A 26818-nucleotide genomic window follows, 5' to 3' on the forward strand; every position below is an offset into this window, starting at 1 on the left:
GATCGATCGACATGGACATGGATGAAAAACTGAAACTATTTTGGGATGTCGGCGCAACGATGATCGCCAGCACACCACACGCGACTGAACTCGGCATTCAATTCGTCGCCATCGGTGAAGGGCAGGCAACTCTGTCCTTACCCTATTCGACGAAACTGATCGGCGATGCGCGCACCCGTGTCGTCAATGGCGGAGCCGTCACAACTTTGCTGGATCAAGCTTGCGGCCTGGCCGCTTTTACCGGGTTTGACACATTGGGCGCACTGGCGACCTTATCCTTACGCATTGATTATCAGCGCACCGCCAAACCCGGTGAAACCATTATTGGTATCGCCGAATGCTACAAGACCACCAAACATGTCGCCTTTCTGCGCGCCATTGCCCATGACGGTGACGAAACGGACCCCGTGGCGACAGCGCAAGCCACGTTCATGAGTACGGGTCCGAGACTGAGTTTCGAGGACGCAATTAACGCCCGTATGGAAAAAGCGGCCAAGCGCAAACAAGCCGAAGAAGGTCTTCAGCCATGAGCCAGTCCAAAACAGACACCCCATTAAGCGCCATGACTCAGATCCGGGATCGGCTGGCGAATATTCCCTATGCGACAACGCTTGGCATTGAGCCGCATTTCATGGGCGAGGAATTCACTCTGATCCTGCCTTATAAAGACAGTAACATCGGCAATGCCACCCTGCCCGCCTTGCATGGCGGCGGTATTGGCGGATTCATGGAAGTCTGCGCCATTGCCCAGATCATTCTGAGCAACCCTGACCGAGAGCTACCCAAGCCGATTGGGATCAATATCGATTATCTGCGCCGCGGACGCCCTGTCGACACCTATGCCCGCGCGCAAATTTTCAAGCAGGGTGCACGGGTCGCCAATATTCGCGTTCGCGCTTGGCAGGACCGGTTTGACACACCCATCGCCGCGCTTTCTGGCCAGTTCCTGCTCGGGAAAGAAAGCTAGGTAGAAAAAAGCCCCGGCCGTTAGGCCGAGGCTTCAAAGATTGAGCTGAAATGGGGGCTTACTTCTTAGCAGCTTTCGCTTGCTTCTCGCCGTCGAGACGCAGGGTCATATTGACCAGACGTTGCCAGTTACTCAGCGAAATCAGGTGAGCATGCGCCACAGCCAGCAGACCGCGATCATTTAGGCTCTTCAGTGTTTCAGTCGGAAGATTGCGCAGTTTCTCTTCGGAAATCGCGAAATAGTCAGCGATTTTTTGACGCTCGGCTGGTGAGCCATCGGCGTTCTGCCCTTGGAAGTTCATTTCCTTTGATTCGAACAGGTCCAATTTCTTGAACTCTTCGACCATATTGTTCGTCGCCTGACGATCACGTTCGAAACCCTGTAGAAACTGGAACGCTTCTTTCGTGAAGCCCGACGTGTCGTCGCCCTCAAAGAATTTTTGGGTCGGGGACTTTTTAGTCACGCAATCCGCATCTTCATCGACGCAGACGACGAAACGGTCGTTCGACTGATCGCCAGCGAGTACAAAAGGATATCGGCGAGCAAAGCTCGGCATATAGAAATCCTGATTGAATTGACCGTCTTTCACAAACAGGTTCTCATCAGTGCGAATACCCATAACAGCCAAAGGCGCGCGCTCTTCACCCGCGAAAATGACCGGATAGCTAGCTGCGGCTGATCCAAATTCTGGCGCAGTGATCGGCATGAAATGGCTCTTCGCCATGAACTCAAATGGGTTGGACACAGCCTTGACGCCGTAGCCCGCATGTTGCTCACGGTTCAGGGGAACCGGCTTTTTATAGAACATGACATTACCAGTCACAGTAGATTGCTGCTTTTCAGCCATTGTCGCCTCTTTATCGGAAGGAAGGAATGAGCGGTGCGTCAGTCCCGTTCGTGTTGCGCCGCCATCTGAATTCGATGAAGCCAGCGCCTTAGCGGAACCCTTTGTCCCCATCAACCGGGCTTTTCAGGTCAGTCATCCAGACCAGACCGTCTTCGGAACCCATTGGCCTTTGCTATAGCGCTGCCCATCCCCTATCTGTCACTTATGGGATCGCACAGTATTCAGGAACGATTGCAGGCCGCACGCGAAGTCTGCGAAGACAGTGGCGAGCGGTTTACGCCGCTACGAGAACATGTGCTTGAGCTCGTGATCGAAGATGGCGGCGCGGTGAAAGCCTATGATTTGCTCGACCGCCTTAAACCTGATCGCGGCAGCCCCAAACCTCCGACCGTTTACCGCGCGCTCGATTTTCTATCCCGGCTCGGTTTGGTCCACCGGGTCGAAGCCCTCAATGCCTTCATCGCCTGTGATCACAGCCATGAGGGCGATTTGGCGGAGTTTTTCATCTGCGAGAGCTGCAGCCGCGTGGAAGAGCGACACGCGCACGACCATTCTGACTGCAAACCAAAAGGGTTTCAGATCAATCGCAGCGTGATTGAACATTACGGAACCTGCGCAAACTGCGCTCAGGCCGCAGCGTAAGGTCGAAAGAGACAGCGATGTTCAAAACAACGTGGGCGGGCGACTGCTCGGCATGGGAGTGTGACGAGCTCGGCCATCTCAATATGTCGTTTTATTTCGACAAGTTCGAACAAGCCCGCATGGGATTGTTCATCCGGCTTGGCTTGGCGGAAGCCTTCACCCCAGATGCGGTCTCAACCGTCCGATCTCGCGATGTGCATATCAAATATTTAGCCGAAGCCCGTCCGGGCCAACCCTTACGCATTGAGAGCGCCCTGTTGACGCTTGAAGAGGGCACAGCGCTGGTCGGTCACGTCATGTATCACCGTGATGGTCGGATCGCTGCGACGCTGCGTGAGCGGGTCGAACATGTCTATCTGCCGACCCAAAAATCTTTCGCGTGGCCGTCACGCCTACGCCGCGCTGCCGATGACTTCACTGATCAACTCCCGGCCCCTGCCAGGCCGCGTAGTCTATCACTCGACATAGACCTTCCGGCGTTCAACGCCGAGACACTGGCGGAGGCCGGAGCGCCGTCCATCGGGGGCGGTGTCTTTCGCACGACCGAAATCATGCCCGCCGGTCATGTACCCTTTTCACAAATATTTCGCCGCATCACGACATCGCTCGGCTGGTATGAAGGCGGGTGGCCGGAATTTTTCGACCCCGACTATGCGGCCAGTGGAGGTTCGGCCGTTGTGCTGGAAATCCGTCTGGTGATGCACCGCTTCGCTGAGATCGGTATGGCCTATGAACTCCACCCCGCCGTTGTCGGGGCTAAGGACTATATCCGGACCATCATGCACAATATCGTTGAGCCCGGCAGCGGTGTATCCATCGCGTCCGGCTATGCGGCCGGCGGTCTGTTCAATTTGAACACACGCAAGCTAACTAAGCCAACAGAGGCGCAGATCGCCGCGCTGAGCGCCGTTACGATCCCTGCTCTGGCTCCGTCCGACTGAGCACATCGCGCAAAACATCTGTGGCAAATTCGGGTTGCTGTAACGGAAACAAATGGGTCAGGTCTTCACCGAACTCAACAGAAAGCCGGGGTTGCAACCGTTGCACAGCCCGGCGCAAACTGGCCGTACTTACCCGGCCATAGCCTCCCGCGAAAACCAGTTTCGAATTGTCCGGCAGCTGCGGAATGTTGTGAAACGCATTGTGACCCTGCGCCGTGTAGATCGCTTGTTCCCAGCTTGGGTCGCACGCCAGACGCACCTGACCCTCGTCAGTTTCGATTAAACCGCCTTCAAGATAGTCTCGTAAGGTTGGATCAGAGACTCCCCGAAACGCCCCCCTTCCTTGATAGCGACTGAAAGCTTCTTCGAGGCTATCAAACACGGCTTTGCGCTGACCTGCCTTGCGCGCAATCGGAAGCCGCCGTTTCGTGTGGGCGCGCCAGAACGCTGCACGCGCTAATATTCGAAATGGGGCCGGGACCAGAACCGGGTCAAAGCCTACATAGCCTGAAACTTTGTCACGGATATTCGGAAGGGCGAGGATCGCACTGACCGCGCCGTAACTATGTCCTGCAACAACAGTAGGGGCGCTAACATGGGCGGCGAAAAACTCTTTAATGTCGTCCGCGAAGATTTGCCAATTCGCCAAGCGAGCCGGGTCAGTCGGCAGGGTTGTCAATCCATGTCCGCGCAAATCGAGCGCGATGGCATGGACATTTAACGGGTCGAGTATGGCCCTATAGCTTTGCGCGTTAAAACCATTGGCGTGGCAGAAGACCAGACGCAGCGGCGTCCCCGGATCGCCAAACCGCAGCGCGGACAGGCGTCCATTCGGCAAATCAAAGAAAGTGCGTTGCAAGCGGGCTAGCCGATCTTGAGGTCGAGATCGTCCTCAATGGCCTGCTTCAACACGGGCATCAGTGTTTGATGGCCACGTGGCTTGTTGATCGCAAAGGCATGTAGGCTGACCGTTTTGAAAAACCCGACCGCCTTGGCGATGGCCGCATCAACATCATCTGTCGCTTCGTCGAGATAGCCAACATCCACAGCCGCTTCGGGCTCAAACATTTCACCATTGATAAATGCGCGAGAGAAATAACGTTGGTTTAGCCGTGGCATCGCCAGCTCTCGTCCGAAATTATGCATAGGCAGACCCTTCGCGGTCTCAGGCAAACCGACTTGGAACGGGCCGTTTCGGCCAATGCGGAAGTCGGCGGCCAGAAACAGGAAAGCTCCCAGCGCGACGATATGGCCATCACCCGCCACAATAATCGGCTTGCGGGTTTCCATCATACGCACGGCAAATTCAGAGCCGCGTTTGACCAGCTGCACCGCCGTATCGCCGCCCAACATCAATTCTTTGAGATTATATCCTGCCGAGAAAATCCCGTCCCGACCTCGTAGCACGATGATCTTGGCCTCACTGTCGGCACGGTCCATGGCAGCGTTGACCGCATCGAACATAGCATTGGAAAAGGCGTTGGCTTTGCCATCATCCAATCGGATTGTGGCGACATCATCCGTCAGGTCGTAACTTAGCAAATCAGTCAAGATCGTCTCTCCATCTCAGCGAGCCATTTCAGCCGCGAAGGCCTCCTCGCCCCCGGCGCGGGCGGCGTCAATAATACGTTTTTGTATAGCCGGGCTCTTATTGCCGGACATTTTCCGGAAAGCGCGAATGGTTTCGATCTCCATCTTAAACGCGATGATGCCGCGCCGAATGCGCGTGACATAGTCTGGGGCATCAGACACCGCCCACCCGCTATCGCCTTCATAGACCCGGCTCAGCTCATCCAGATGCGGAATGACGTCAGACTCCGGCAGGATTGAAAATCGGCCCCGCACTTGAACCGATGTATAATTCCAGGTCGGCACACTGGCTGACGGATCATCATAAAGCGTGGCCGAAACATAGCCATGCGGCCCAGAGAAAACAGCCAAACCCGTCCCGCCATCAAGGCTGTCACAAATCGGATTGCTCCGCGCGAGATGGCCATAAAGCGCCCCCTGCGTGCCTTCATCTTTGAACAGCAAAGGCAGATGCGTGGCGTCCAGCCCGTCCGCCACTAACAGCGCGAAAGAATGGTCCGCCATGATCCGTTGCACAAAGTCAGGATCAGCGTCGGTATAATAGGGTGGAGGGTAAGCCATGCGCCCGTTTAACCTGATCCTGACGTTATGACACGCGCTGCGCTATCAATTGGCGTGTCGGAAATGTGATCTAAGCCAACACTCTGGCAACATCCTTCTATTACGGCGCTTTGAATGCTCTGCTCGTCGCGCTATGGCGCGACAAATTTCGCGTGAAGGCCTTCTCATGTCCAAGCCCAAAAAAGTCGTCCTCGCCTATTCTGGCGGCCTCGATACATCGATCATCCTGAAATGGCTGCAGGAGGAGAAGGGCTGCGAAGTCGTGACCTTCACCGCCGATCTGGGACAGGGTGAAGAACTGGAACCCGCGCGCCGCAAAGCCGAAGCCGCCGGCGTCAAGGAAATCTATATTGACGATTTGCGCGAAGAATTTGTGCGTGACTTCGTTTTCCCGATGTTCCGCGCCAATACAGTCTATGAAGGTCTCTACCTGCTCGGTACGTCCATCGCGCGCCCGCTTATCTCTAAACGTCAAATTGAGATCGCGCATGAGGTCGGCGCTGATGCCGTCTGTCACGGCGCGACCGGCAAGGGGAATGACCAGGTCCGGTTCGAACTAGCCTATTACGCGCTTGATCCGGAGATCAAAGTTATCGCGCCCTGGCGCGAATGGGACCTAAACTCGCGCACTAAGCTGCTCGAATATGCTGAAACGCACGGCATTGAAGTCGCGCTCGACAAGCGCGGCGAAGCCCCGTTCTCGGTCGATGCCAACCTGTTACACACATCCTCGGAAGGCAAAGTGCTAGAAGATCCGAACGACGAAGCCCCGGAATTTATCTATCAACGGACCGTCAGCCCACAGGATGCGCCCGACACGCCGACTATAATTGAGATCGGGTTTGAACGCGGCGATGCCGTCTCAATCGATGGCGAAGCGATGAGCCCGGCAACCCTGCTGACCAAACTCAATGAGCTCGGCGGCGCAAACGGCATTGGCCGCCTCGACCTGCTGGAAAACCGCTTTGTCGGGATGAAGTCACGCGGTGTTTATGAAACGCCCGGCGGGACCATCCTACTCATGGCGCACCGCGGTATTGAGCAAATCACGATGGATAAGGGCGCAATGCATCTGAAAGACGAGCTAATGCCGAAATATGCCGAGCTGATTTATAATGGCTTCTGGTACTCACCAGAGCGGGAAATGCTGCAAGCCGCCATCGACGCGTCGCAGGAACTCGTGACCGGGACCGTTCGCCTGAAGCTCTATAAGGGCAATTGCGACGTCATCGGACGCGCCTCCCCCTATTCGCTCTATAGTCAAGAACACGTCACCTTCGAAGAAGACGACGTCTATGATCAGGCGGATGCAGGCGGATTCATCAAGATCAACGCCCTGCGCCTGCGCCTGCTGAAAGCGCGCGACCGCAAGGCCGGGAAAAACAGCTAAGGCTTAGTGCCCGCTGTCATCAGCGGGGTACCACTCTTCAGTCGCAGGATCATGTATAAGGCGGAAGCTTTGCCAACGCTGCTTGCCGCGCGGCTTCTCCAGCATAAAGCTGATTTCCATGCGATGGCCATCCGTGCGGAGTGTAATCGCGCCGTAAACGCCGACATTGCGTTTTTGTAGCTTTTTCTGAAGCGCACTACGACCTTTGATTTTGTCCTTTAGCGCCGTGCGCTCTTGTGAAGCGTCGCGGCCATCATCTTCTATCTCATCGATATCGACATTGAGTGACTGAATATCTTTGTCCAAACGGGCCAAACGTGTGAAATCCTCCTTCACTCCGCTTTCCCGGGTAGAGCGTAGGATCTCCGTGCAGAAGATCATCGGCGCATCACCCCGCCCGTGCTTTCCTAATCGACCCAAAAGATCAGGTCGCGGATGCGCATGGCTTTCTTCGTCACCGGACGAGACGACGTAGGCAAAAGCCTCAACAGCTTCGAGAAATTCATCAGTCACATCCGACGCACCGTGATGACAGCATTTCATCATATCGGCGCGCAGAACCCGGCGTGCTTCCCTGACTGTATCAGATAGCGGGGCAGCGGGGTTGTTGATATCGCCATAATGGCGCAGCAAATAATCCTCTGCTGGTCGATTGAGGTCGCCGCCAAACAGCAGGCTGAACATACCGATGTCGAGCTTGAGCAGAACAGAATGACCATTCTTGGTCTTGCCAGTGTTCTTCGCGCTCGAGCCAATATCACTGCCGAACCAACGCAAAGCGGGCTGTCCGCCCCTCCGCTCCGGCACGGGACCGATCACGCGAATTCGGGCATCGCCTGAGTCAGCTGGAGAAAATCCTGGTAGGTAAGTGTGTCCGCCCGCTTGCACCCCATGTCCAACCGCCAGCATTTCCACCGGCCCAATCCTGTCCGACTCCAAAGCTGTCCAGATTAGCTTGGGATAGCGTTTGCGACCCCGGACTGTGGCATCCGCATAGATATTGCGGGCATCTTCATCGTTCACCGCAAGGTCGGTCAGATACCTGCCGGAGCTATCTGATGCCCCGAGTAACTCGTCCCCGGCGCGCTCCAAAAGACCATTGTGCCAGACCTTGTCAAAGCCGAATTTTGCATTGTCGAACACAGCTTGAAAGCCACCGTAATGGTCATGATCCGGATGGGTCATAATGGCCCCAGCAAAGTCAAAGCGCGCTTTCAGCTTGCCAAATCGCCACTTGATCAACCGGGCCATATTGCTCGACTTACCGGCATCAATAATGATGATGCGCTCTTCATTGCCTGTCTCAGCCGATGTCAGGATTGCGCCATCACCTTGGCCGACATCTACGAACAGCACTTCAAGTGGTCGGGTGTCTGTCGTCTCTTCCGTCTGGATATAATAGGTCTTCGCGCCCCATTTGATCCGAGACCATCCATCAGACCTGTCTTCAACGATATTAAGTACGTCGCCCCATCGCACATCCCTGACTTTGCTTCGCTTTTCAGGACCTGGATAAAGCCAGATTGTCTTGCCCTTGGGGTGCCAGCGAACAAACTTGGTTGTCATGATGAGCCCTCTCTCAAAACGGCTATAGCACAATACAACCTTTACTTGAACTCGACATTTCATCCCGCGCCGTTGTGGCCTTTACACGGGACATCTTCCCTATCAGGATCACCTTTTAGGGGGACCGGATCATGATTTCACGACGCGACTTTCTCAATGGGGCTCCGATTGCGATCGGGGCAGCTATGACTCCCGGCTTACTCACGGCCTGTGCTGAGACAGGTGTGACAGACACATTCGCTTTGCCAAGTGGGTATTATCCGCCGACCAAGACGGGCTTGCGTGGTAGTCATGACGGATCGTGGGAGCCGATGCATGATGTCGTATCGGGTATAACGATCGAGCACGGTGCCCCCGAAGATGATTATGATTTGATTGTCGTCGGCGCCGGGATGAGCGGATTAGCGGCGGCTTGGTTTTACCGCGATGCGCGACCCGATGCGCGCATCCTCATTCTCGACAATCACGATGATTTTGGCGGCCATGCCAAGCGCAATGAATTCGATGTCGGCGGTAAGTTTCGCCTTGGCTATGGCGGCACGGAAGCGATCGATACGCCAAGCCATTACCCCGATGAAGCCAAGCGGCTGTTGCAAGAGATCGGGATCGAGGTCGACCGCTTCTACACCTATTTCGATCAAGAGTTCTGGGACCGCGAAGGCCTGTCAAAATCGATCCTGTTCGACGCGGAAACATTCGGTACGACCAAGCTGGTCCCCGGCTACGGATCTCGTCCTTGGGCAGACTTCGCCGCCGATATGCCAGTCAGCGATCAGGCCAAGCAGGAATTTATCCGCCTGCAAACCTCGACCGAGGATTATATACCAGACCTGTCGACCGACGAGAAATACGAGATCCTGCGCAAAACCTCCTATGAAGACTTCCTGCGTAATTATGCCCGCGCGCCGGAAGAGGTAATCAATATCTATAAGCGCTGGGGGATGAGTTTCTGGTGCGTCGGCATTGATGAAATCCCGGCGACGCTGATTCAGAATTATGATGGCGGCATGCCGGGCGTGACGCACACATTACCGCGTACGGGCACGCGCAATGATGACCCCTATATTTTCCACTTCCCGGACGGGAATGCGTCCATCGCGCGCCTCATGGTTCGCAGTATGATACCGGACGCTATGCCGGGGTCCACTATGGAAGATGTGGTACTGGCCAAAGCCGATTACACGGCACTGGACCGCCCCGATCAAGCTGTTCGCATCCGCCTGAACAGCACGGCGGTCAAGATGAACAATCTGCGCGACGGTGTGGTTATGACTTATATGCGAGACGGTAAGCAACATACTGTGCGCGCCGCGCATATGGTCATGGCGGGCTATAATATGGCTCTGCCCTATCTGTGCGACGAGCTGCCGGAAACGCAGCGCGAGGCGCTACTCTCCGTGCCAAAAATTCCGTTGGTCTACACGAAGGTCGCCGTGCCGGACTGGCGTCGATTCAAAGAGATTGGCACAGATTTCGTCTATTATACGGACGGGTTCTTCAAGCAGGTCGAGTTCGCCTATCCCGTCTCCATCGGGGGCTATGACGCCGTCGGCTCACCGGATGAGCCTTTAGTCCTGCATATGTGTCACGTGCCTTGGGTGCCGGATACGAAGGGGCCTGCGCAATGGCGTGAAGGGCGAATGCGCATCCTCGGCACACCGTTTGAGACCTTTGAGGGCCACGTCAAACACCAACTATCGCAAGCGCTTGCCGATTATGATTTCGATCCCGAGCGGGATATTTCCGCGATCACCGTCAATCGCTGGCCGCATGGTTACGCCTATTCGTCAGAGCTGATTTGGGAACCGGACTATGCCGATGAAGAGGACAAACCCTGGGTCATTGGCCGCAAGCCTGTTGGGCGCATTCATGTCGCTAATTCGGACGCAGGCGCCAAGGCCGACACGGGCGTTGCTATGGGTCAGGCGCACCGCGCGATAACGGAAATATTGACCTCAGCCTAGGGTCTGCAATCCGGTCCGGTAACTTCGTCCTACAGGAAGCCGGACGCCAGTGGACAGGTTGGCGTCGGTCGGGCCGACATCGCGCAGATGATCCCGCACCGTCAGGTGTGAGCGGTGCAGTCGCACAGGCTCGACCCCGGCTTCGGACAAGAGCGTTTGCAATTCTGACAAAGTGAGCCGAACGAAATGGCGTCCGCTTTCCGTATGCACCTCAACGTAATTCCCTGCGGCGCTGGCATGGACAATCTCATTGGCGGGAACGAAGATCTGACGGCCACCCGATTTCAGGGTAAGACGCCCCGTCATCTGCGCGTCTTCGCGCGCCGCCCGGCGTTCTTCGTCCAGCACGGCGATATGGCGAGACGTGATAAAAACACCAAGCATGCTGAGGAAGGTGAACAGATCTTTGCGCATTTCATAAGCCCAAGGCTCAATCCGCAGCAGGCCGAAATCATAGTGGCCCTGGGCAATGAATGGCCAAACCGCGTGACGCATCGCGACCATCAGGAGAATATGCCCGACTGTGAACAGTAGAAACGCCGCAGCATAATTGGGCAATCGACGCCCCCAATTCGACAGGCTGAGTGGAAATCTGTTCAGCCAAATCGGGATCAGAGCCGCCACCGCAATCAGCGCGATATGGGAGCTAGCTTCATACAACCACTGCGCCGTAATACTGCCCGGCTCATGCGGCCCGCCCTGCCGCGCAATTTCCATTTGCTCAGTCGTTCCCTCAACGATCAGTGAGAGCGTCAGAAACACCAGCACGATAACCCAACTATGGAGGTCCGCACGTCGGTCTATCGGATTCTGTGTCCTCTTCGTCATAGGTGTTCTCTCGCCCATAGCTCAGCACCCCGTCCAGACCCTTTGTCCCTGTGACAGGTTGTTCATCCCAGACTCGCGTTGTTTGATCCCAAACTCTCAGCGTTTCGTCACACCCGGCTCTCATCGAGGGAATAGAACGGGAATGAGGTCAGGACACACGCTGAAGGACCTCAAGACAATGACAACGCGACGCTATGACCTCGACACGCTGCGCATCGGCGCTTTTGCCCTGCTCATTTTTTATCACATCGGCATGTTCTATGTGAGCTGGGGCTGGCACGTGAAAAGCGTCCATGCGGGAGAGGCGGCTGAGCCGCTCATGCGCCTGCTCAATCCCTGGCGATTGTCGCTTCTGTTTCTAATATCGGGCGCTGCGCTGCGCTTCGCGATTGATAAAACGGACGGGCTAGGTCGGTTTGGCCGGACCCGGACCAAGCGTCTATTCTTACCCTTGCTGTTCGGTATGCTGGTTGTTGTGGTCCCGCAAGCCTGGCTACAACTCATCGAATCGGGTGAAGTCTCACAAGGATTGATCGCTTTTTATCCGGGCTACCTCACGGATGCTTACTCGATCACAACGCCGACGTGGAACCACCTTTGGTATGTCGCTTACATCCTCGTCTATACGCTTCTATTGTTGCCAGTCGCACGGCCTCTCAGCCGATTGAGCGACACGATTGAGCCCGCGCTCGCGAAAGTTCTGTCGGGCCGTTGGGGCTGGTGTTTGCTGCTCGCGATTGTTTTTGCCCCACACATGTTGATCCGTCTGACATTGGATGCCCGTTTTCCAACGACGCATGACCTGACTGGTGACTGGGCCAATCATGCACACAGCGTCACTTGGCTTCTGACCGGTTATGTCATCGCCAAATCATCCGCAGTTTGGGTGGCCTTGCGATCAGGCCGATGGGCATTTTTGACCCTCAGTATTGGATTAGGTGCCGTCTTAACGGTTGCCTGGAACAATTGGGACGCCGTCGCAGAGGCTGAAACTTGGTTATGGCCTGCGCGCGTGGGACGCGTTCTCTATCTGACCGCCGTCATCTTGACCTTGCTGGCTTGGGCGCAACAACTGGCCGCGCGAGAGTGGCGGGGACTGCGCTATCTGACCGAGGCTGTCTTTCCCTATTATATTTTGCACCAGACGATTATCGTAACGGTTGGGTTTTGGCTAACCCGCCAGAGCTTGAATGTTGGCGTTGAATTTGGGCTTCTAACGGCGGCCACGGTTGGTGGCTGCGTCATCGGTCACGAAATCATTCGCCGCGTACCCATCCTACGTCCGCTGTTCGGACTGAAGCCTTTACAGACATCCGCCTTTCGCTTCGAAAGTAAGAGTTCTAATCCCTCGCCCCAGCGGCAGTCGACCTAATCAGCGGTTGGTACTTGATCGAGAAAGGCGACCGGCGCGCTGTTGTCGACTGGCAGGACCATAGTCGCAAAGGTCGGATCAGGCTGTGTCGCGCGGAAAATCTGTCCCAGCAAAAGCATTAGAACGACGCCTGACAGGAGCCCCATCAAGAAGGGTTTACGCGCGGCAACCACATTGTCTGGCATCTCTTCGTCAATCCGAGTTTTGATCCGAGACAGAAAAGACGAACGTTTGAGCGGCACAGGCTCCGCCTCAATGTCAACCGCTTGATCGACGATAGGCTGGAGCGGCGCTTGGGTCGGGGCGTAAGATGATTGCGATAATGTGACGGCGGGATCAGCTGATGAACGCGGCCCACGAGCACCATCCGGAGTGACCGCGCGGCGAGGGTCAAAATTGACATCCTGCTGGATGATTGGATCAGACACAGGATCCGACCGCGTCCAAGTGGCGGACGTATCGGACTGCGGCTCTGACTGTGGCGGTACTTTCGTCACGATGCGCTCTCTCGTTCCGGCCGGGTTAACCCCGGTTGCAAGAGTGACCCTTCAAGCATGGTCCAACTAAGACGGCGTTAAGGCGCAGTGTAACTAAGCAAAAAATCGATGCCAGACGGTTGCACGCGACGCTTAATTCGCATCTTTTTCTAACCAATCCTTGTAGCGTTTTGTTTGCACGGCTTGGTTCTTTTGTTGCACCAGAGACGCCAGCACGGGATTGAATCGGCGCTTGGGGTCTTGTCCTCGGCTCATGCGGCGCAAATTGGCCTTAGCCACAGCCATATTCGCTAGACTGCGGAGCGCCGGGTTCTTCCAACTCACAGTCTGAACGGGACCGCTATCCGTGCTGCCTGCCTGCCAACGGTTCGGGAGGTCGGGCGTGATAATCAAAGCCCGTGCCAGACCGATCAACTCGACGCCTTTCGAGCCGATCACACGGTCGGCCGTATCGCGCTGAGTGATACCGCCCGTCACCATCAAAGGCATGCTGGCCACCTCCGCCATTTGTTCAGCAAAGCTCAGGAAATAAGCTTCGCGATCATGTGTCGACTGGCTGACGCGCCCGTCTTGGCTCTCGCCCATCATCGCGGAGCTTTCATAAGTGCCGCCAGAGACCTCGACAAAATCGACAGCCTCTGCGCCGAGCCATTCCACGACCTGTGTCGCATCGCGCACGTCGAAGCCCCCTTTCTGGAAATCTGCGGAATTGAGTTTCACACCGACGATAAAGTCTGAACCAACGCGGTCACGGACGGACCGCACAATTTCGAGCAGAAGCCGCGCCCGGTTTTCCAACGCACCGCCCCATTCATCCTCACGCATATTGGTCAGCGGCGACAAGAATTGCGCCAGCAGATAACCATGCGCGGCATGAATTTCGACGCCGTCAAAACCGCAAGACTTGGCGGCCAAAGCGGATTCGCCAAAGCGCGCGATCAAGCCCCGGACTTCATCCCCTGTCATGGCCCGCGCCGGGGCAAATAATTTCGACAGAGTCTCCGAGCCCATATCGAGACGTGAGTCCGACGCGCTGACCGCCTCCACACCCTGCGCGGCGTATAGCTGTCGTCCGGGATGGCTGATCTGCATAATAAGCGACGCGCCGCCGGACTTTCCGGCTGCGGCCCAATCCTCAAATCGAGTGCGAATATCAGGATTGTCGAGCGTCCCCTGACGCAGCACGATTCCGCCCGGACCGGTCATGGCCGTGGCGTCCACCATGACATTCCCGGTGATCAGCATGCCAGCGCCGCCATCGGCCCAGGACTGGTATAGATTGACTAGCGCCTCACCCGGCACTTGCCCCAGCCCTGAGGCTTGATCAGCCATATTCTCTTCCATCGCCGCCTTAGCGATCCGGTTCGGCACAGTGTGGCCGCAAGGCAAAGTGAGCGGTGTGAAGAGATCGGGTATAGTATCAGACATGACCGCGCCTCTAGACGCTAAGTCCCCAAAGAAAAAGGCCCCGCAAGTGCGGAGCCTTCATTCGCATATTGCGGGGCCGTTACGCTGCGATGATCTTGCTTTTACCGACATCGGGCAGTGTGTCGGTCAAATTGGCTTTGGCAGTTTCATAGACGAATTTCAGCGGGTTGCCAGTCGACGCCCAAACGCCTGCCGTGATCGGCACAAATTTCAGCATCAACATTTTCGGATCGTCTTTCCCGCCTGGATACCAGCTCGCGGCGATGGGATTCCAGAAGCGCTCGATGAGGGCCGCATCGTCTGTGACGGGGTATAGCGTGCCCTCAATACAGGCTTGATAGTCTTTACCGATATGGGTGGCCATGACGGTCGCGCCAGGGTCGCTCAGCACAGCTTTGCCAAGATCAGACGTGTTGTCAGAGAAGAAATAAATCGCGGAGCTGCCACCTTGCTCAGCCGTCTCGATCGTTTGCTTGTCGATCTGCGGGGCCATCGGTTGCATATGTTCGCTAGAATTCGGCGAGCCCAGCATAACGCAGCGCGCGCTCTTGAGTTCTTCGAGTAGTTGGATTCGGGGTTCAGTTTCAAATTTTGACAAGTCAGCCATGAGCAATCTCCTTCTCGGATAGGGTTAGGTGTTCGAGAAAAATAACGTCCACGGCCATAGGATCGTTCCTGCGACAAATCGTTCGTTTGTGAGCGTAAGGAGTCGGACCTCACCTCAACCACGTTATTATCGACGGCGCATTCGGCGCGCACCTGACCATGCTCGGCATTTACACACCGACTGGCCCAGAGATAGACAGCGCAACGAGCCCGATGCTGTTCATCATGGCCCTCACTAGTTTCGCCCTCGCCGCCTTCGTCTGGTGGGATCGCGCGCGAAGACCGCCTGACTAAATGCCAAGCACAGTTGGGTCGGAGCTAGCCCTGCTTCGGCTTGCGGTTTCGCCACGCCTTTAACAGCCCATACCCGCTGATAATCAACCAGAAGACTTCAATCACAAAGCTGGCGAGGTTGAAGGTGAAATAGAGCGACACCATGATCAGCAGGGCGCCCAGCCCGTTGATCGCGGAGAAACGCCAATCTGCGGCGGGCAGCCGGTCCGTTTGCACACCCCAATAGGCGACCAGGATCAGGGCCACGCCGATCAGGCCAATTAAGTCTGGAAAGCTCATAAGACTATGCATAATCAATCCCGCTATTTGCGGGTGTAGTAAACAAGATGTTTGGTCTGCGCGCCCGCATCATCGGTCAGCATAAATGCGACGACAGACGTGTCATCCCCCGTCTGGGCGAAAGTGATGCCGTGAAAATAGGCCGTACCATCCTCCATAGCGACAAGCGGTCGATCAACCACACCCTCTGGCTCTTGGTAGGCAACAAGGTCTGCCCCAAAATGCCGATTCCGATATGTCAGGCTTCCATCATTTAGAATGAAGGAGGATAATTCATACATCGACACGGCATCAGTTTCGGGGGCGCGGATACGGACGAGACCTGGCATGTGTCCATTATGAGCCGCCATGACGCGGTGTTCGACAATACCGCCAAACACCTCTCCCTCCCACAGTCCGACGAACCAGTCTAAATCGTCCAGCGATGCATCAGGCGGTGTGACGCCTTCGGTCAGGAAGCGAATATCGGGGTCAACCGCCTCACTATCTTGGCCGTTGGCCGAACACGCGACCAAGACGAAAGACAGGATCACGGCCAAGGTAGCAGCCATGGTCAGTAATGGAATACGCGTCAAAGCTCTGTGCATAGGGTGTCTCGATTAAGATGGATGGACGCGTCGCATGGTCAGATTAATGCGTCCACCTTTAGGGACCAGCGCGCTTTCACCATAAAAAACGCGACTGACCCCATGATAGCAACGTCGCGCCGAGCCAGCGAGCACCACGACATCGCCGGAGAACAACTTGACTCCCGCCGTTGTCCCGCCCCGCTTTTCTCCGCCAATCTTGAATAGGGCTGGGTCGCCTAGGCTGACCGAGACCACTGGAGCATTCAAATCCAGCTCATCCTGATCCACATGCAGACCCATCTTCGCGCCATCCCGATACCAATTGATAAGACAAGCTTCAGGCAGGTCGGGCCAATCAGACACGTCTTCCCATAAGTCTCGCAGAAGCTTTGGCAGGTCCGGCCAAGGCGCGCCCGTCTTCGGATGGGTAACCTCATAACGGTAGCCGTCGTCTTTATCTGTGACCCAGCCAAGCGGGCCAAAATTACTCATCACGACGGAAAGGGGCGTTCCCGTGCGCGGCATGGTTGGTTGGTAAAAGGGGGCCTGTTTCACACCCGCCTTCACAGCTTCAATTAACAGCGCTTGCTGCGCTGGATCGAAATAGAGCGGGTAATGAGCAAAGCCCGGTGGGAAAGATTGGGCCATATCAGCCCGGTAAGGCGATCCGGACGATCCGGCCGTCCGCTTCAACAGTATCGAGCCCCACCGCCGCCAATAAGGATTGCAATTGGGCCATCGCATTCTCGACTGGTTCTGTTGTTAAGCGGCGCAGATCTGCGACAATCTCTGCCTTCGCGCCCAGTTCCGTCATGGCAGCGAAGTAATCATCTGCACCATATTGCGCCAGATCTTCGCTGCGTGTGATGAGGGTAGACCAGAGGTCATAGAGATCATGTTCCGGCAGAGCGGCGTCAGACATAATCGCGATGATTTCGCCGCAATCATACGCCCCAACACGGCCCGCACGCATCGTCTCCTCCAAGGTTCGGCCTTTCAGCCCGTCTGCGCAGCGCACGAACGTAGCGGCAAGGCTGGCCTCATAGCTCGCCGCATCCCGCAACCCCCGATCAATGAGTATGCGGCCCGCCATAGCATTGGCCGCCCCCTCATGAATCCAGGCTACCTCTTGCCCGCCTATCTTACCGTTTTGATGCTGAAATAAATGTGCGGCTTCGTGGGCAAAGAACCATCGGAAATGTCCACGCACCTGCTCATTCGGATCACGAAGAGCCGAACCAGAGGTTTCTAACGCCAGGACACTGCCCGGCAGCGCACCACCACTGTTAGAGAGGCCCTGACCTTCATAGCCACGAAAAGCGAACAGGACTGTGGCGCGGTCCGATAGGCTATAGCCGAAGCGATCACTCAGCGCCTCAAAAATGGTCGACAGTTCGCTATCAAAACTATCCCGCAACCAAGCAGGCAGGCCCGGATCAATCACGCCCGAAAACGCATCGCCTTGTACGATCGTCGCATCACCGAGATAGATATATTCCCCGGACCCATCGATCATGATGTCGGCTTCGCCCTGATAGCGTTCACCGCGAACTAGCAATGTCCGGTTCGATTTGACCGTCATCGGGATTGCCACTTGTTCGCCCGACCAAGCCCCCAAATTCCCATTCAACGCCTCGATCGAGGCCAGTTCGTCGCCGGGTAGCAGTTCAAATTGACCCGTAAACAAAGCGATGCCGCCGTCCGAAAACGGAATAAACGGCGTATAGTCCCCTCGGATATAGCCGGAATAGGGCGTGACGGACAGCTCAACCGATGTGGCGTCATCGGTGGGAATGATTGTGTCGAACCCGCCGACCCGATCAAACATCGCTTGGTCGTCTCGGACCGAGAAAGTTTCGCGGCGGTAATCGCCATTGGATCGGGAGAAGAAGATCGGTTTGGATTCGGTCAGTTCGACATCCAATGTCCATGCATCCTGTTCGCCATCGGTCAGGACCAGAGAGATGGGCGGCGGTGCAATATCGTCTTCGGATTGTTCTGGGGTCTCCACAGCCGCTGGGCCGCAGGCAGATAACAGGCTGAAGGTTAGGACAAGTCCAGATTGTTTCATGTCAGCACCCCTCCAGATTTCTCTCTGCCTGAGTATGATTCTTAAACTGGCACGGCAAATTTCATTTTTGCAAGGTCCGGATTACCGACAAAACTAAGAAGATTGTGGCAAAAAACATTGTCACCACACGGCATAGTCTGTTTGCAGGCTGCACCAGACCTGCCTTCTTCGTTGAAAAGTCCTGCCGCACTCACTAGGGACCGTTCCACTATCCATAATGCTCTGAAATCTATATCGCATTTCCGTCTCCTGTCGCTTTCAGGACCGCATATCGAGGCCATCAATGGCGGCTAAAACATGCATTATAATTTTGGGCATGCATCGCAGCGGCACGTCCGCTCTGACGCGCCTTTGTGCGCTCGCTGGGGCGACATTGCCGCAAGACCTGCTGCGCAGTCGGGCTGGCAATAAAACCGGCCATTGGGAATCCAAAGCGATTGCCGCTTTTCACGACGAAATGCTGGAAGCTGTCGATCAGAGCTGGGATGATTTCAGACCTGTTGAATTTACAGACACTCAACGTGATCAATATCAGGAACGTTTCTGTACATTGGTCGAACGCGACTTTGGTGATGCAAAGCTGATCGTGCTCAAAGAGCCGAGAATGTCCCGCTTCGCGGATCTTACTCTCTCAGCCTTAGAGTCGATGGGATACAGGGTCTGCATTATGCATGCCGTGCGACATCCGGTTGAAGTTGCCCGCTCGCTTCAGACGCGTAACAAGATACCGATACCGCTTGGCAGTCTCTACTGGCTACGCCATGTCGTCGATGTCGAGACGGCGCTCGCCAAACGACCTCATAGTGTTCTGCCCTATGATCAGGTCATGAATGATAGTGTTGGGACAATTCGCCGTTTTTTCTCGGATCACGATTTGCCTGAGTTGCCAGAACGCTTTGAAAAAGACGCCGCTGAATTTCTCGATCCCTCTCTGCGACATCACAGGGTGACCGAGTGGACAGTCACGCCAGACCTGAGGGCGTGGTTGCAACCAGTCTATGATGGGCTGCTGTCCAACGTTCCGAAACCGCCAGACGGTGAAACCCTAGAAAAAGTTACGGCGATTGGGAATGTCCTAGAAGCGTCGAGCGGGCCTTTGCACGCGCTGCGCGAACAGTTTGATACTCAATACAAAAAGCGTGTCAGGTCCGATGCAAGGGTCAAAACGCTTAGGGTCGAGGCCACCATACGCGCGAGCCAGTTGGAAGAAGCAAAAGCGTTTAACGACCATGTCGTTCAGAATGTGACGCAACTCCAATCGGAATTGAAAACTGTCCAATCCGATCTGAGCGAGGCCGGAAACAAGCTGGTCGCAAAACAAGCGGAATTGTGGGATTTGTCGAAAACGCTGGACCATGTGCGCGCACAAGCCGCTGGCGCAAAAGACCGCGCTAAAAAGAGACAGGACGTTCTGAAGACTCAGTTGGAAACGGCTCAAAGCACAATCCTGCAACTTGAAACAATGGCGGAATTTGAGGCGGCTCGCGCATCGGCGAGTGCCGATCATATTGCCGCGATGCAGGCGTCGACATCTTGGCGGATCACCAAACCCGCGCGCGATTTGACCCGGCTTTGGCGCAATAAAACCCGCTTGATCGTTGGCATGATGGCCGGTCTGCACGCGCGGCAACTCATGCAATCCGAAGATATTGTAGCGTCTGCCGACGCGTCTCGGTCTCCGTCAATCCGTGATGCGCGGAGAGCTCTGCAACGCAATCGACCGACCATCATGGATGCAAAATGGCTGCATAAAGAGGCTCAAGCGGTTGCCGATGCAGACCTCCCTCCGATCACGGTAAGCGCCGTCACTTATAATTCCGAGCGCTGGTTACCGAAATTCTTCAAATCTCTCGTCGCGCTCGATTACCCGGCCAGCAAGCTCTCCATCCATTTCGTTGATCATGGCTCAAGCGACGGCACCATTGAGCAAATTGAAGCCTTTATTTCAAACCAAGGTGACCATTACCGATCGCTACAACTCTCACCGCGCGACAATCTTGGCTATGGCGCCGGAAACGATCACGCGATCCGGTCCAGCGATGACGATTTCGTTCTGGTCACGAATGTCGATATTGAGTTTTATCCGACATCACTCCGTCGCTGCGCCGCAGTCGCGCGCGCCGATGCAGAAGACGTAGCCTGCTGGGAATTTCGCCAGATGCCCTATGAGCATCCGAAATATTATGACCCGGTCACACTGGAGACAAATTGGAACGCCCATGCTTGCGTTCTCATGCGCCGATCAGCCTATTTAGACGTCGGCGGCTATGACACAAAGATCTTCATGTATGGTGAGGATGTGGAGCTGTCCTATCGATTCCGCGCTGGTGGGTACCGATTGCGTTATGTGCCCGACGCCACCGTCCTACATCATGTTGAGCTGGATAATGCTGACTTAAGACCCAACCAGCTTTCGGGCTCCACAGCGGCCAATGTTTTGCTGCGCTATCGGTATGGTTCACCGATGGATATTGCCGCTGGTGAAGCGCTGCTGCAGGCTTCGTTCAAAAATGAAATCGACCCGTCTCGTGCCGTCGCGCTCGAAAAAGCCAAACAGATACTGCGCGACAATCGCTGGCATTTCTGGCGGCGACGCGTCTCTGCCTCACTCCGTCGCAAGGGACAGATATTTTTCCCGTTCAACGAATTTGATTATGACGTGGCCCGGGTTGGGGCCGACATCCCAACGAAACCATTTAGGAAAACGGAGTTCAAATCCCTACCGCTGGTCTCGATTATCACACGGACTCACGGGCCATCTGACGCGCATCTTCGTAATGCCATCGCCTGCGTGCTCAATCAGACATACCCGAACATCGAACATATCATCGTCGAAGACAGTACTGATGATGGACGAGAATTGGTTGAAGCCGCAGCCGCGCAATTTGGTGAGCACCGTATCCGCTACGCCAAAAGCCCCGGCAAAGGACGATCAGAATGCGGCAATCACGGCGCGTCATTGGCGCGGGGAGACTGGCTCTGCTGGCTCGACAATGATGACCTACTCTTTGCTGATCACGTCGAGACTTTGGTCCGCGCCGCGCAAGATCAGCCCAAAGCCGTTGCGTCTTACGCACTGGCCTGGGATGCGCATTCTGAAATGGTCAACGATGATCCTCTGATGCATCAGTTTGAGCTGCCCGATAGTCACCGGCGACCCTTTAATCGCCAGACGTTGATGCGCGAAAACTTCATCCCGATTCAATCGATCTTATTTCGCAAGAACTTGTTTGAACGGTTCGGCGGGTTCAATCCTGAATTTTCGCAGTTAGAAGATTGGAACCTCTGGATCCGATACGCTCAAGTTGGACCGTTCGTATTCACGCCAAAAGTCACATCGATCTACCTAACTCCAATGGATCAATCGGAAAGACAGCGCCGTCACGATATGTTGCATGACGCCTATGATCCCGTCAGTCAGGCCAATGCGAAAGATGTCGCTAAGATTAGGCAATCATTGAAATCGACGCCTAAATCCGCCCCCAAAACGGCATCGAAGCGCGCGAAGACGCAAATGAAAAACCGGCGGAAGAACCCGTCAAAACAGACGCAGCGTTCGCGGTCTTCTTCGTCATGAACTTTTTACGGAGCCGAGTCCCGTCCGCCACCATCACGGTGCAAATGACCCGCCGGGCGATTTTGCAACGCTATCGCGGATCGTTTTTAGGACTGGCTTGGGCCTTCCTAACACCCATCTCGATGCTGGTTGTTTATACGTTCATTTTCACCAAGGTCTTTACCGTGCGCTGGGGCGCGGATGTGAGCGCAGACGGCGTCGGCGATCTGGGGACCTTCCAATTTGCTGTGCTGTTATTTGCGGGCCTAAGTCTCTACGCCTTTTTCAGCGAAGTCGTCCTCACCACCGGCACCGCGATCACAGACAATGTGAACCTCGTGAAAAAGGTCGTCTTTCCATTACGCGTTCTGCCCATCGTCAATATTTTCAGCGCCTTGTTCCAGCTACTTGTCTCGCTGCTTATCCTGATACTGTTCCAGTTGATTCTGACCGGTTTTCTGCCATGGACAGCCCTGCTCTCACCTCTCGCAATTTTGCCGCTGGTTGTTCTCGTCGCAGGCTTGGGATGGTGGCTATCGGCGCTTGGCACATATATTCGAGACATTAATCAAATTCTGACCCCGCTCGTGACAGCGCTGCTATTTTTAGGACCCATCCTCTATCCGCTCTCCTCCTTCTCGGAAGGTGTGAGACCTTGGCTCTCGCTCAACCCGTTGACCATTCCGATCGAAGCTTTCCGCGACATGATGATCTGGGGCGTGTGGCCGGACTGGACGGCATTGGCGATCTATATGGGTGTTGCCACCTTGCTGGCGATCACGGGGTGGATGGGCTTCACCCGATTACGGCCTGGATTTGCCGATGTCCTCTGATCCCGCTCAGCCTTCGATGCCGTCTGACCTCGATTCTGCCGCGATCACGGTTCGGAATGTTTCCAAGAACTATCGACTTTATAGTCGCCCGACACAAAGATTGGCCGAGGCATTATTCTCTCGGAAAAAATCATACCGAGAATTTCGCGCGCTGAGCGACATCAGTTTCGATGTTCAGCCGGGTGAAACGCTCGGCATTGTCGGACGCAATGGATCTGGAAAATCGACCCTATTGCAAATCATCTGCGGGACATTGCAGCCAACATCCGGATCAACGACAGTTCGAGGTCGCATTGCGGCGCTGCTGGAACTGGGCGCCGGGTTCAATACAGAATTCACGGGTCGCGAGAATGTCTATTTAAACGCCACAATACTCGGCATGAGCCAGAAAGAGATTGATGAGCGTTTCCCGGCCATAGAAGCGTTTGCTGGCTTGGGCGACTTTATCGATCAGCCCGTAAAATCCTATTCGTCTGGCATGTTCGTGCGCTTGGCTTTTGCGACGGCCATCCATTCCGATCCTGACGTTTTGATTGTCGATGAAGCCTTAGCCGTCGGCGACGAAGCGTTTCAGCGTAAATGCTTCGCCCGGATCGAACATATTCAGGCCAGCGGGGCGACGGTTCTGTTCGTCTCACATGCACCGAGCAGCGTCTTGCAGCTCTGTTCCCGCGCGATCCTGCTGGATGATGGGGAAATGCTGATGGACGGCGAGCCCAAAACAGTCATCGGTCAGTACCAGCGGCTGATGAACGCAAGCGGAGAGCTTGCCACATCTGTCCGTGAAGAAATTCTCAATGTGAGTGAGCCCAGCCAAGCAGACAACGAACCAGCGCCCAAGGCTGAGGTGGAACATGCTCCGAACCTCGATTTCTTCGACCCCCATCTCGTTCCGCAATCCACGGTCGAATATGACACGGAAGGCGCGCAAATTCATGACATGCAGATTCTCAACGCGGACGGACAGCGCGTCAATCAGCTCGCAATGGGGCAGAACTATACGCTGAGCTATCTGGTGAGTTTCACTGAACCCGCCGAGAATGTCGGCTTTGGCATGTTGATAAAATCTGTTGGCGGTTTGGAGATTGCAGGAGCCACAACTTCGCGGTCCAAGCATCGGCTCCTGCCCTCCGTCGTATCCGGCGACAAGCGGCGTGTCCGCTTCCCATTCGCATGCAACCTTGTTCCAGGAACCTACTTCTTTAATGGCGGTGTCACGCGAGAGATCGACGGTGAAATGATCTTCATGCACCGAATTCTCGATGGGGCCGTCTTCAAGGTCGCTTTATCTGAGGATGTCTATGCCACCGGTCTTGTCGACATACTGACGGGCGAACCTCAGATTGATAATCTGTAAACGCGAAGAGGCGGCCGCTCACTCAGCGTCTAGCCTTTGCCACCCTACCTTATTGACCGTCTCTGAAATCAAGGTTCCATTGTCGAGCCGGATTGATAGCGCCACATCATGATAGGATAGTGCGTGAGCCACAGTGCCACGCTCATAAGCGAACGCCGTATCCGCCCCGACAAGCTCTGACGACCAAGATAGGCGGCCGCCATCAAAAACCCATGTCCCTCTTGGCGTCTCACCGGGATTCACGTCGCGGAGATAGCGCAGGCTTTGGGTCAGTGCGGCGGACTCGCGATCCGCCTGCTGAAGTCTCGCCGTCAGCCGCTGAATATCGAGCTGTGTTTGCATCAGCGGCAACAGCCCGGCGGTCAGGATCACCAAGGCGACCAAGACCTCAATCGTTGTAAATCCGTCCTCTGAGCCGGATCGCCTCATGGCTGATCGGCGGCACTGTCAGACTGGTTGCGCGGCGTAACGAACACGGGCGTTCGACGTGGCATCAAGGTTTTGGATTGTTCATCCGTATCATTGAAGCTGCGATTCACCGATGCCGCCAGCGCTTCTACAGCCCGCGCGCGATCATCCGCCGTATCGAGAATATAAGGCGTGATCATAAATAACAGGACCGTATCGGATTCATTGAGCGTTTCGGTGCTAAAGAAGCGACCCACAATCGGGATGTCCTTCAAGAACGGCACACCCGATCCACCTTCTGTGTAGCGGTTCTCAATCAAGCCGCCGAGAATGGCCGATTGTCCGTCCTGCAAGGTCAGTTCAGACGTAATCGTTCGGCTAGAAATAATCGGCGAAGCGATGCCTTGGTTTGGGTTTTCCTCCGCCGATGACACTTCCTGACTGATCTCTATATCGATCCGGTCTGCCGACAGAACGGTCGGAGACACTTCAAGCAGAACACCGGTTTTCCGATAATCGACAGATTGGAGAATATCCGTATTGCCCCCGATCAGTGAATCACTGGCCGTTTGTGAGGTGATGACTGGCACATCCGTGCCGACTTGGATCGAGGCGCTGGCACCGGATTTAGCCACAACGCGCGGCGTCGACAGCACATTGATCTGATTGCCGGACGACAAAGCGCCCACATTCACATTGCCATCCGGATCGGAATAACGACCCGTGAGCCCCCCCGTTGCCAAGCCAAGCCCGCCAAGCGTCCCAACCGTATAGCTTTTGGTGCCAACTTGACGCATTAAGAACTCTACACCGGAGCGCGTATCGGCGGTCACAGTCACTTCGGCGATCGTGACTTCGATCAGAACTTCTGGGGGTGGTGTGTCCAGTTGACGAAGCAAGGATAAGAGTTGCGCGTAACGATCCGCTGACGCGGTGAAAATAATGCGATTACTCTGCTCATCGGCGACAAAACCGCCAACTTGCACCGGACCTAAACCAGACTCTTCGTCGTCAGATCCGTTTTGGGTTGTTGTCGTGCTGGTTTGGACTGGGACAGGTTGTGCCGTGCCAGCCCCCTCTCCCAATAGCGGGCTTATGAGCGTAATCAGGTCACCCGCCTTATAATAAAGCGCTTGGTATATGCGGGCGGATTCGGATTCCGCATCCACATTTGCAGCGTTTTCGAGACGTAAGGCTGACTCAACCGCATAATCCAAAAGCTCGTCTGTCTTGGCAAAGATAACCAGCTGATTGGTGAACGGGATAGCCCGCATCGTGATAGGCCGGTACACATTCGCAGACGTTGTCGACGAAAACCCTTCCGTCGTCAGAAGGCTGTTGACCGTGGTGGCAAGCTCTTCGGCTTCCCAATTTTCGAGCTTCAAGGTCGCGACTTGCTGACCCCCGAAGCGCAACTCATCCAGCTCATTAATGATCGCAAGTGCCCGGTCGACTTCCCTGGGAAGGCCCGTCAGGGTCAGCGCATTTGTTGACGGGTTGGGTAGAATTGTGAGCTTGTCAGCGTCTGTGAAAGCTTGTTTGAGAATACCAACGATCTCATCAACCGAAATCGCGTAAAGTTCGACGAATTGCACCACAGGTCGCAATCCGTTCGGCACGGAGCTGCGCGCGCGAGAGCGGATAAAGCGCGGAGCCTGTTGCCGTAATTCATCTTCCATCACCGCGCGGACTTGGCCATCGCTATAATAAATCGCCACGCCATAGTCACGAAGCGCGGCAGACGCAGAATCGAACAGATCAATTTTGCGCACATTGTTCGCAGACCGGAACGCGACAATGGACTCCAAATCAATCACGCCGGGACCGAGAACAAAGCCGAGACCGAGAATTTCGCCATAAACGGAATTGATAAATTCCGGAACCGATTGCTGTGGCAGTGAGACCGTCAAGCGCGTCGAATCCAGACGAGGGCGTTCGACCTTGAAACTAGGCTTACTTGACCGAACACCGGTCGTCAGGCTCGGAATATCTCGCCGCACCTGTGGCGGTTCATAGGCAGTCGGATCTCCTGTCGTAGGCTTATAGACGTCCGGCTCAGGCGATAAGGAATCTGCCGAAAAATATTGGAGTGGCGCGCTACCTTCAAGATTGGTGATGGGCGGCGCTTTTGGTTTTTCCGTCGGCGGCTTAAGATTAAGCGAGGCACAGCCGGAGAGCGCCATCAGCGAAACGCCAAGGCAGAGCAGCCCTTTGGAAAGGTATCTAGAAGAAGTGGTCAACTGTGCCATCGT

General features: G+C 55.4%; 25 protein-coding genes. 10 read left to right on the forward strand and 15 right to left on the reverse strand.

Features of this window, described 5'->3' with window-relative positions; translation table 11 throughout:
• Positions 1-17: 17 nt before the first annotated feature.
• Both QQL54_RS09225 and QQL54_RS09230 read left to right on the forward strand, forming a co-directional pair.
• Positions 18-530, forward strand: coding sequence for a PaaI family thioesterase (locus QQL54_RS09225; RefSeq protein ID WP_284389895.1), 513 nt, complete (start codon positions 18-20; stop codon positions 528-530).
• Positions 527-967 carry a PaaI family thioesterase gene (locus QQL54_RS09230; RefSeq protein WP_284389897.1) on the forward strand — a complete coding sequence of 147 codons (441 nt, stop codon included), beginning with the start codon at positions 527-529 and terminating at the stop codon, positions 965-967. The genes QQL54_RS09225 and QQL54_RS09230 overlap by 4 nt, the downstream gene beginning before the upstream one ends.
• Positions 968-1025: 58 nt before the next feature.
• Here QQL54_RS09230 and QQL54_RS09235 read toward each other — a convergent pair whose 3' ends face one another.
• Entirely contained in the window at positions 1026-1925 is a 900-nt protein-coding gene (locus QQL54_RS09235) for a SapC family protein (protein ID WP_284389899.1), read from the reverse strand.
• A gap of 93 nt (positions 1926-2018) precedes the next feature.
• Between QQL54_RS09235 and QQL54_RS09240 the strand changes: the two genes are divergently transcribed.
• The gene (locus QQL54_RS09240; protein WP_284389902.1) at positions 2019-2456 is read left to right on the forward strand and encodes a transcriptional repressor; all 438 of its coding nucleotides are present in this window, start codon (positions 2019-2021) and stop codon (positions 2454-2456) included.
• A gap of 17 nt (positions 2457-2473) precedes the next feature.
• Positions 2474-3397, forward strand: coding sequence for an acyl-CoA thioesterase (locus QQL54_RS09245; RefSeq protein ID WP_284389904.1), 924 nt, complete (start codon positions 2474-2476; stop codon positions 3395-3397).
• On the opposite strand, the gene QQL54_RS09250 is transcribed toward QQL54_RS09245, so the two are convergent.
• The 3 genes from QQL54_RS09250 to QQL54_RS09260 are packed head-to-tail and all read right to left on the reverse strand — an operon-like array spanning position 3366 to position 5548.
• Entirely contained in the window at positions 3366-4256 is an 891-nt protein-coding gene (locus tag QQL54_RS09250; RefSeq protein ID WP_284389907.1) for an alpha/beta fold hydrolase, read from the reverse strand. The two genes, QQL54_RS09245 and QQL54_RS09250, sit on opposite strands and share 32 nt — an antisense overlap.
• A gap of 5 nt (positions 4257-4261) precedes the next feature.
• Positions 4262-4948, reverse strand: a complete 687-nt coding sequence (locus QQL54_RS09255) for a crotonase/enoyl-CoA hydratase family protein (RefSeq protein ID WP_284389909.1) — start codon at positions 4946-4948, stop codon at positions 4262-4264.
• Between the two features lie 15 nt (positions 4949-4963).
• On the reverse strand, positions 4964-5548 hold the full coding sequence (locus QQL54_RS09260) for an FMN-binding negative transcriptional regulator (protein ID WP_284389911.1): 585 nt from the start codon (positions 5546-5548) through the stop codon (positions 4964-4966).
• Positions 5549-5714: 166 nt separating this feature from the next.
• On the opposite strand from QQL54_RS09260, the gene QQL54_RS09265 reads away from it, so the two are divergent.
• On the forward strand, positions 5715-6938 hold the full coding sequence (locus tag QQL54_RS09265; protein WP_284389913.1) for an argininosuccinate synthase: 1224 nt from the start codon (positions 5715-5717) through the stop codon (positions 6936-6938).
• 3 nt (positions 6939-6941) lie between these two features.
• On the opposite strand, the gene QQL54_RS09270 is transcribed toward QQL54_RS09265, so the two are convergent.
• Complete coding sequence (locus QQL54_RS09270; protein WP_284389915.1) at positions 6942-8504, reverse strand: ComEC/Rec2 family competence protein; 1563 nt, start codon at positions 8502-8504, stop codon at positions 6942-6944.
• A gap of 131 nt (positions 8505-8635) precedes the next feature.
• Between QQL54_RS09270 and QQL54_RS09275 the strand changes: the two genes are divergently transcribed.
• Positions 8636-10468 (forward strand): flavin monoamine oxidase family protein, encoded by a 1833-nt coding sequence (locus QQL54_RS09275; protein ID WP_284389917.1) that lies wholly within the window; start codon positions 8636-8638, stop codon positions 10466-10468.
• Here QQL54_RS09275 and QQL54_RS09280 read toward each other — a convergent pair.
• Complete coding sequence (locus QQL54_RS09280; protein WP_284389921.1) at positions 10460-11296, reverse strand: LytR/AlgR family response regulator transcription factor; 837 nt, start codon at positions 11294-11296, stop codon at positions 10460-10462. The genes QQL54_RS09275 and QQL54_RS09280 overlap by 9 nt on opposite strands.
• A 178-nt stretch (positions 11297-11474) precedes the next feature.
• Here QQL54_RS09280 and QQL54_RS09285 point away from each other — a divergent pair, with 178 nt between their 5' ends.
• Positions 11475-12668: an acyltransferase family protein gene (locus tag QQL54_RS09285; protein ID WP_284389932.1), complete on the forward strand. Its 1194-nt coding sequence runs from the start codon at positions 11475-11477 to the stop codon at positions 12666-12668.
• Here QQL54_RS09285 and QQL54_RS09290 read toward each other — a convergent pair.
• The 7 genes from QQL54_RS09290 to QQL54_RS09320 all read right to left on the reverse strand — a co-directional run bounded on the left by QQL54_RS09290 (position 12665) and on the right by QQL54_RS09320 (position 18412).
• Positions 12665-13165, reverse strand: a complete 501-nt coding sequence (locus QQL54_RS09290; RefSeq protein ID WP_284389934.1) for a hypothetical protein — start codon at positions 13163-13165, stop codon at positions 12665-12667. The two genes, QQL54_RS09285 and QQL54_RS09290, sit on opposite strands and share 4 nt — an antisense overlap.
• Positions 13166-13297: 132 nt before the next feature.
• Complete coding sequence (locus QQL54_RS09295) at positions 13298-14593, reverse strand: NADH:flavin oxidoreductase/NADH oxidase family protein (RefSeq protein ID WP_284389937.1); 1296 nt, start codon at positions 14591-14593, stop codon at positions 13298-13300.
• 79 nt (positions 14594-14672) lie between these two features.
• The gene (locus tag QQL54_RS09300; RefSeq protein ID WP_284389939.1) at positions 14673-15200 is read right to left on the reverse strand and encodes a pyridoxamine 5'-phosphate oxidase family protein; all 528 of its coding nucleotides are present in this window, start codon (positions 15198-15200) and stop codon (positions 14673-14675) included.
• A 317-nt stretch (positions 15201-15517) separates the two neighbouring features.
• Positions 15518-15784 carry a CBU_0592 family membrane protein gene (locus QQL54_RS09305; RefSeq protein ID WP_284389940.1) on the reverse strand — a complete coding sequence of 89 codons (267 nt, stop codon included), beginning with the start codon at positions 15782-15784 and terminating at the stop codon, positions 15518-15520.
• An 11-nt stretch (positions 15785-15795) separates the two neighbouring features.
• Positions 15796-16359, reverse strand: a complete 564-nt coding sequence (locus QQL54_RS09310; RefSeq protein ID WP_284389941.1) for a DUF6265 family protein — start codon at positions 16357-16359, stop codon at positions 15796-15798.
• A gap of 12 nt (positions 16360-16371) precedes the next feature.
• Entirely contained in the window at positions 16372-16989 is a 618-nt protein-coding gene (locus tag QQL54_RS09315) for an alpha-ketoglutarate-dependent dioxygenase AlkB family protein (RefSeq protein WP_284389943.1), read from the reverse strand.
• Position 16990: 1 nt separating this feature from the next.
• Positions 16991-18412: a hypothetical protein gene (locus QQL54_RS09320; RefSeq protein ID WP_284389944.1), complete on the reverse strand. Its 1422-nt coding sequence runs from the start codon at positions 18410-18412 to the stop codon at positions 16991-16993.
• A gap of 283 nt (positions 18413-18695) precedes the next feature.
• Here QQL54_RS09320 and QQL54_RS09325 point away from each other — a divergent pair, with 283 nt between their 5' ends.
• From QQL54_RS09325 to QQL54_RS09335, 3 genes are read left to right on the forward strand one after another with little or no spacing between them, the layout of a single operon-like run.
• A complete protein-coding gene (locus QQL54_RS09325) occupies positions 18696-21989 on the forward strand; it encodes a glycosyltransferase (protein WP_284389947.1) in 3294 nt (1097 codons plus the stop codon).
• Positions 21986-22801 carry an ABC transporter permease gene (locus QQL54_RS09330; RefSeq protein WP_284389949.1) on the forward strand — a complete coding sequence of 272 codons (816 nt, stop codon included), beginning with the start codon at positions 21986-21988 and terminating at the stop codon, positions 22799-22801. Before QQL54_RS09325 ends, QQL54_RS09330 begins: the two co-directional genes overlap by 4 nt.
• Positions 22791-24158, forward strand: coding sequence for an ABC transporter ATP-binding protein (locus QQL54_RS09335; protein WP_284389951.1), 1368 nt, complete (start codon positions 22791-22793; stop codon positions 24156-24158). Before QQL54_RS09330 ends, QQL54_RS09335 begins: the two co-directional genes overlap by 11 nt.
• Positions 24159-24176: 18 nt before the next feature.
• Here the strand turns inward: QQL54_RS09335 and QQL54_RS09340 are convergent, their stop codons facing one another.
• Entirely contained in the window at positions 24177-24587 is a 411-nt protein-coding gene (locus tag QQL54_RS09340) for a type II secretion system protein (RefSeq protein ID WP_284389953.1), read from the reverse strand.
• On the reverse strand, positions 24584-26815 hold the full coding sequence (locus QQL54_RS09345) for a secretin N-terminal domain-containing protein (RefSeq protein ID WP_284389955.1): 2232 nt from the start codon (positions 26813-26815) through the stop codon (positions 24584-24586). The genes QQL54_RS09340 and QQL54_RS09345 overlap by 4 nt, the downstream gene beginning before the upstream one ends.
• Between the last annotated feature and the right edge of the window lie 3 nt (positions 26816-26818).

Origin of the sequence: Algimonas ampicilliniresistens, assembly GCF_030159955.1 — a bacterium.
GTDB classification, from domain to species: domain Bacteria; phylum Pseudomonadota; class Alphaproteobacteria; order Caulobacterales; family Maricaulaceae; genus Litorimonas; species Litorimonas ampicilliniresistens.

What these genes read in the sequence shown, in the direction of transcription:
- QQL54_RS09240 (WP_284389902.1), top strand. Translation starts at nt 2,019, where the DNA reads ATGGGATCGCACAGTATTCAGGAACGATTGCAGGCCGCACGCGAAGTC.
- QQL54_RS09300 (WP_284389939.1), bottom strand. Translation starts at nt 15,200, where the DNA reads ATGGCTGACTTGTCAAAATTTGAAACTGAACCCCGAATCCAACTACTC.
- QQL54_RS09330 (WP_284389949.1), top strand. Translation starts at nt 21,986, where the DNA reads ATGAACTTTTTACGGAGCCGAGTCCCGTCCGCCACCATCACGGTGCAA.
- QQL54_RS09225 (WP_284389895.1), top strand. Translation starts at nt 18, where the DNA reads ATGGATGAAAAACTGAAACTATTTTGGGATGTCGGCGCAACGATGATC.
- QQL54_RS09345 (WP_284389955.1), bottom strand. Translation starts at nt 26,815, where the DNA reads ATGGCACAGTTGACCACTTCTTCTAGATACCTTTCCAAAGGGCTGCTC.
- QQL54_RS09295 (WP_284389937.1), bottom strand. Translation starts at nt 14,593, where the DNA reads ATGTCTGATACTATACCCGATCTCTTCACACCGCTCACTTTGCCTTGC.
- QQL54_RS09320 (WP_284389944.1), bottom strand. Translation starts at nt 18,412, where the DNA reads ATGAAACAATCTGGACTTGTCCTAACCTTCAGCCTGTTATCTGCCTGC.
- QQL54_RS09310 (WP_284389941.1), bottom strand. Translation starts at nt 16,359, where the DNA reads ATGCACAGAGCTTTGACGCGTATTCCATTACTGACCATGGCTGCTACC.
- QQL54_RS09280 (WP_284389921.1), bottom strand. Translation starts at nt 11,296, where the DNA reads ATGACGAAGAGGACACAGAATCCGATAGACCGACGTGCGGACCTCCAT.
- QQL54_RS09325 (WP_284389947.1), top strand. Translation starts at nt 18,696, where the DNA reads ATGGCGGCTAAAACATGCATTATAATTTTGGGCATGCATCGCAGCGGC.
- QQL54_RS09340 (WP_284389953.1), bottom strand. Translation starts at nt 24,587, where the DNA reads ATGAGGCGATCCGGCTCAGAGGACGGATTTACAACGATTGAGGTCTTG.
- QQL54_RS09270 (WP_284389915.1), bottom strand. Translation starts at nt 8,504, where the DNA reads ATGACAACCAAGTTTGTTCGCTGGCACCCCAAGGGCAAGACAATCTGG.
- QQL54_RS09275 (WP_284389917.1), top strand. Translation starts at nt 8,636, where the DNA reads ATGATTTCACGACGCGACTTTCTCAATGGGGCTCCGATTGCGATCGGG.
- QQL54_RS09315 (WP_284389943.1), bottom strand. Translation starts at nt 16,989, where the DNA reads ATGGCCCAATCTTTCCCACCGGGCTTTGCTCATTACCCGCTCTATTTC.
- QQL54_RS09245 (WP_284389904.1), top strand. Translation starts at nt 2,474, where the DNA reads ATGTTCAAAACAACGTGGGCGGGCGACTGCTCGGCATGGGAGTGTGAC.
- QQL54_RS09260 (WP_284389911.1), bottom strand. Translation starts at nt 5,548, where the DNA reads ATGGCTTACCCTCCACCCTATTATACCGACGCTGATCCTGACTTTGTG.
- QQL54_RS09285 (WP_284389932.1), top strand. Translation starts at nt 11,475, where the DNA reads ATGACAACGCGACGCTATGACCTCGACACGCTGCGCATCGGCGCTTTT.
- QQL54_RS09235 (WP_284389899.1), bottom strand. Translation starts at nt 1,925, where the DNA reads ATGGGGACAAAGGGTTCCGCTAAGGCGCTGGCTTCATCGAATTCAGAT.
- QQL54_RS09230 (WP_284389897.1), top strand. Translation starts at nt 527, where the DNA reads ATGAGCCAGTCCAAAACAGACACCCCATTAAGCGCCATGACTCAGATC.
- QQL54_RS09305 (WP_284389940.1), bottom strand. Translation starts at nt 15,784, where the DNA reads ATGCATAGTCTTATGAGCTTTCCAGACTTAATTGGCCTGATCGGCGTG.
- QQL54_RS09265 (WP_284389913.1), top strand. Translation starts at nt 5,715, where the DNA reads ATGTCCAAGCCCAAAAAAGTCGTCCTCGCCTATTCTGGCGGCCTCGAT.
- QQL54_RS09335 (WP_284389951.1), top strand. Translation starts at nt 22,791, where the DNA reads ATGTCCTCTGATCCCGCTCAGCCTTCGATGCCGTCTGACCTCGATTCT.